Below are 4,816 nucleotides of genomic sequence, written 5' to 3'. Positions count from 1 at the left end.
CTGCGCCGGCTGCGCTGCCAGCAGGCGCTGTCCCTGGTCGGCTCGGCCGCCGAGCCCGCGCTGCGGGAGGTGCTGGACGACCCCGAACTCGGCGGCCTCGCCCGCGTGTGGCTCAGCGAGCACGGAGCCGCGGGGGTGCCCGCACCGTCCCAGGACCTGGTCTTCTGGCTCACGATCGACACGGTGGCCGCACAACTGCAGGCCGAGGGCAACTCCGAGGAACTCCAGGCCCTCGTCGAGGGCCTGGCCGCCCAGCACAGCGGGTTCTTCGCCGCCGCCTGGCGGGTGGACCACCCGGCCACGGCCGAGGTACTGGAGGCCATGGGCCGGCTCCACCCGGACAAGCGGGTGGCGAAGGAGGCACGCAAGGCGGCGTTCAAGGCACGCTCGCAGCAAGGGGGTTGATGCGCCGGGCCGGGTAGTGCGGCCGGCGTGGTGGTGCGGGTGGGGGTCGGGGCGGTCGGGGTCGGCGTGGTTGCCCGGTGCGGCCGTGGGTGCCGGGGCCGTCTCGCCGTACGGCGGCCTGGTCATCGCCGAGGACGGCGAGCGGATCCAGCACCTGTTCGGGGCCACCGACAGCGGCCGCACCTGTCCGATCGCCCGCAACGAGCTGAACATCGGCACCGAGGACGAGCCCGAATACAGCGAGTTCACCGGCGTCACCTTCTCGCCCGACGGCCGGACTCTGTTCGCCAACATCCAGACGCCCGGCATCATGCTCGCCATCACCGGGCCGTGGAAGCGGCAGCAGCGCTGATTAATTCGTTCGCCCGACCCGTGGCCGTCCTCCTAAAGTGATCCACGTCCAGGTGCGACAGGCAGGACCTACTTCCGCTGATAACGGGGAGGTCGCGGGTTCGAGTCCCGCCACCGGCACCAACAGGCCGGTGTAGCTCAGGGGTTGGAGCACCACACGTCGGTTCCGCCGATCTCGATCTCTGGACGCGAAAACGTGACGCACCTCCCGGTGCGAAGGCTGCGGCTACTTCTTTCTCACAGAATCCACGCCGCCGCCGGCTCTGATCTCGGGAGGCGTGGCACATGGTGGGTGCCCGGACATCCGGGAAACAGCCGGTCGCCGGCCTCTCGACCGCGGGCGCCCTCCCTTCGCCGCGCCTCCGTTTCGAAAAACAAGCGAATTCGGGGGGAATTCACCATGGCGCGATTCAACACACGTGCCGCCAAGGCGCAGCCGACCTCGCCCGTCACCACGACCGGCCGGACGCTGCGGACGTACGAGGGCGGCCGGGGCCACCAGCGCGACGCCCGCTCGGAACTCTTCCTCCTGGCGGTGTCCCACTTCCTCGACGACACCTTCCACGAGAAGGCCGCGGACCGCGACGACCGCTTCACCGCGCTCGTGCGCGACCTCGCCGTCGCCGACCCCGTCTGGACCGCCGGCCTGCTGCGCTGGCTGCGCGGCGAGGCCCGGATGCGCACGGCGTCGATCGTCGGGGCCGCCGAGTACGTGCACGCACGGCTGGCCGCCGGCGCGACCGGCGGCCCCGCGAACCGGCAGGTCGTGGACCGGGTGCTGCAGCGCCCCGACGAGCCCGGCGAACTGCTCGCCTACTGGACGTCGACGTACGGCCGCGCCGTCCCCAAGCCCGTCAAGCGCGGCATCGCGGACGCCGTACGACGGCTGTACCACGCCAAGTCGCTGCTGAAGTACGACACCGCGTCCAAGGGCTACCGCTTCGGCGACGTCCTCAACCTCGTGCACGCCTCGCCGGACCCGGACAAGCCGTGGCAGGGCGAGCTGTTCCGGTACGCGCTCGACCGCCGGCACCACCCGGAGACCGCCGTGCCGCCCGCGTCGCTGCCGATGCTCACCGCGCACCGCGAGCTGATGGCGCTGCCCGTCGGGGAGCGGCGGGCGGTCGTCACCTCGCCCGGTGGCGCCGAGCGGCTGGCGGCGGCCGGCCTCACCTGGGAGGCGCTGGCGGGCTGGCTGCAGGGCCCGATGGACCAGGCGGCCTGGGAGGCCGTGATCCCGTCCATGGGCGCGATGGCTCTGGTCCGCAACCTGCGGAACTTCGACGAGGCCGGGGTGTCGGACGAGGTGGCGGCCCGGGTCGCCGCGCGGATCGGCGATCCGGCCGAGGTCGCGCGCTCGCGGCAGTTCCCCTTCCGGTACCTCGCCGCGTACCGGCACGCGCCCTCGCTGCGCTGGGCGTACCCGCTGGAGCGGGCGCTCGGCCACTCGCTGGCCAACGTGCCCGCGCTGCCGGGCCGGACGCTGGTCCTCGTCGACCGTTCGGGCTCGATGTTCTGGGCGCGGTCGCGGGACGGTTCGCAGCTCACCCGGGCCGACGCGGCGGCGGTCTTCGGCACCGCGCTCGCGCTGCGGGCGGCCGACGCCGACCTCGTCGAGTTCGGTTCGACCAGCGACAAGGTGCCGTTCCGCAAGGGCGAGTCGGTGCTGAAGATCCTGGAGCGCTTCCACGACCTGGGCGGCACCGACACCACCGAGGCGGTCCGCCGGCACTACGCGAAGCACGACCGGGTGCTGATCGTCACCGACGAGCAGTACGCCCCGAACCGGCACGGCGGCCCGACGGACCGCATTCCGCCTCATGTGCCGGTCTACACCTGGAACCTGGAGGGCTACCGGGCGGGCCACGGTCCGTCGGGGACGGGGAACAGGCACACCTTCGGCGGGCTCTCGGACGCGGCGTTCCGGATGATCCCGCTGCTCGAGGCCGCCCGGGACGCCGAGTGGCCGTGGGAGGCCTGACCCTCCGCCGGCCATGAGGCGTACGGCCCGCACGTCGACGGGGGTGCGGGCCGGCACCCTGTCCGGACCCGGAGGCCGGGCGGACCGCGCTCTCGTCGGCGCGGTGCGCCCGGACCGGGGCCATCATGGAGGGGTGGTTCGCCCGCCCGTCGCCCGGCCCGCCGGAGGCCCCCGGCCCGGCCGCGGTTCCCGGGCGTCTCGACTCGGCGCCCACGCCCCGGACCGCCGTGGCGTGGCTGCCCCCGGCAGAGCTGTGGCCGGCCATCCAGCGCATCCGCGTCGAGCACGACCCGCAGATCCGCCGCTGGCCGCCCCATGTGAACCTGATCTTCGGCTTCGTGCCGGAGGAGGACTTCCCGGCGGCGCTCCCGCTGCTGGCCGCCGCGGCCGCCGAGTGCGAGCCCTTCGACATCCGGCTCGTCGGGGCCCGCGCGTTCCGCCACCGTTCCTACGCCACGGTCTGGCTCGACCCCGCGGCGGCCGGTGTCGAGCCCTGGGCCCAGCTGCGGCGCGCGCTGGCCGAGCCCTTCCCGAACTGCAGGGACCGCTTCCCGCGCTTCACCCCGCACCTCTCGCTCGGGCGCACCCGTGTCCCGCGCGTCCTCGCGGCCGAATGCACCGCCCGGTTGGGGGTGTTGCACGCGCGCGTGGCCGAGGTGGCGCTGCTGTCCCGGCGCGGTGCCGGCCCCATGCGCCCGCGCGCCACGATCGCGCTGGGCACCGGTGCGATACGCCGCCACCTCGGACCGGACCCGGTGACCGGCAGGTACGAGCCGCCGGAGCCGCTGTGAGCCCGCGGCCGCGCGTGCGCCCGATAGGATTCGGGGACGATCCCCGGTGCGCGAGGAGTTTTCCGGATGCCGCAGGTCAGGCGCATGCGCGCGGACGCTCGGCGCAACTACGAGCGGCTGTTGCAGGTGGCCGCCGAGGCCTTCGCCGAACACGGGGAGAACGCCTCGCTCGACGACATCGCCAAACGGGCCGGCGTCGGCTCCGGAACCCTCTACCGGCACTTCCCGACCCGGCAGGACCTGCTCCAGGCCGCGTACGTGGACCGGATCGAGGCCATGGCGGCCCGCGCCGACGAGTTCGCCGCGCGGCTGCCGCCGGGCGAGGCGCTGACCGAGTGGCTCCACGAGGTGTGCGTCGGGACGATCCAGGTGCGCGGCCTGAAGGCCCTGCTCGGCTCGGCCGTCACCGACGGCAGTTCCGCCGCGGGCACGGCGTGCGGCAGCCGCATGAAGGACGCGGCGCGGCGGCTGGTGGAGGCGGCGCAGCGGGAGGGCAGCCTGCGCGGGGACGTCGAGCCGATCGAGGTCCTTCGCCTCGCGCACGGCGTGGCGTCGGCGTCGGAGCTGGCGAGCGGGCAGGGCGAGCAGATCCGTCGCTATCTGTCCCTGCTGACGGAGGGACTGCGGCCGGGCGGGAAGGCGTGAGCACCGGGCGCCCCTGACGGACGGGGCGCCACCGGCTGCCTCGTGTGCGCTTACAGAGCCCGCGCCCCCGGTTCCACCATGTTCCGCACCGTGCGCGCCTTCACGAAGTCGCCCATCGCCGTCATGTCCCACTCGCCGGAGAGCTGGCGGACGAGCTTGGCCATCATGACGCCGGTCTGGGGCTCGGCCTGGGTGAGGTCGAAGCGGACCAGTTCCTCGCCGGTGGCGGCGTCCATCAGGCGGCAGTAGGCCTTGGCGACCTCGGTGAACTTCTGCCCGGAGAAGGAGTTGACCGTGAAGACGAGGCCGGTGACCTCCTGGGGGAGGCGGCCCAGGTCGACCGTGATCACCTCGTCGTCGCCCGCGCCCTCGCCGGTGAGGTTGTCACCGGAGTGCTTGACCGCGCCGTTCAGGATCGTCAGCTTGCCGAAGTAGCAGCTGTCGACGTGGTTGCGCTGCGGGCCGTAGGCGACGACCGAGGCGTCCAGGTCGATGTCCCTGCCGTGGAAGGCGGGCTCCCAGCCGAGGCCCATCTGCACCTGGGAGAGCAGCGGGCGGCCGCCCTTGACCAGGGACACGGTCTGGTTCTTCTGCAGGCTGACCCGGCCCTTGTCCAGGTTGACCTTCCCGGCGCCCGGCGCGG

Annotated in this window: 4 protein-coding genes and 2 pseudogenes; 5 read left to right on the top strand and 1 reads right to left on the bottom strand. The window is 73.5% G+C overall.

Translation table 11 applies throughout. The features are described from left to right. From ACLU3S_RS35860 to ACLU3S_RS35840, 5 genes and pseudogenes are all read left to right on the top strand, one after another. Positions 1–405, top strand: a pseudogene (locus tag ACLU3S_RS35860) (hypothetical protein); the annotation flags it as partial. 100 nt (positions 406–505) lie between these two features. After that, positions 506–757: pseudogene (locus ACLU3S_RS35855) on the top strand (alkaline phosphatase PhoX); the annotation flags it as partial. Between the two features lie 399 nt (positions 758–1,156). Next, on the top strand, positions 1,157–2,737 hold the full coding sequence (locus ACLU3S_RS35850; protein WP_413956156.1) for a TROVE domain-containing protein: 1,581 nt from the start codon (positions 1,157–1,159) through the stop codon (positions 2,735–2,737). 125 nt (positions 2,738–2,862) lie between these two features. Continuing rightward, positions 2,863–3,528: a 2'-5' RNA ligase family protein gene (locus ACLU3S_RS35845; RefSeq protein ID WP_413956155.1), complete on the top strand. Its 666-nt coding sequence runs from the start codon at positions 2,863–2,865 to the stop codon at positions 3,526–3,528. Positions 3,529–3,594: 66 nt separating this feature from the next. After that, positions 3,595–4,173, top strand: coding sequence for a TetR/AcrR family transcriptional regulator (locus tag ACLU3S_RS35840; RefSeq protein ID WP_413956154.1), 579 nt, complete (start codon positions 3,595–3,597; stop codon positions 4,171–4,173). A 50-nt stretch (positions 4,174–4,223) separates the two neighbouring features. Here ACLU3S_RS35840 and ACLU3S_RS35835 read toward each other — a convergent pair. Then, positions 4,224–4,816 (bottom strand): TerD family protein (locus ACLU3S_RS35835; protein WP_413956153.1); only part of this gene is annotated, 593 nt, incomplete at its 5' end.

It is taken from the genome of Streptomyces sp. AF1A (genome assembly GCF_047340315.1).
Taxonomy (GTDB): domain Bacteria; phylum Actinomycetota; class Actinomycetes; order Streptomycetales; family Streptomycetaceae; genus Streptomyces.
The sequence above is the reverse complement of the archived record's forward strand: the minus strand, read 5'-3'. Positions and strand labels throughout refer to the sequence as shown.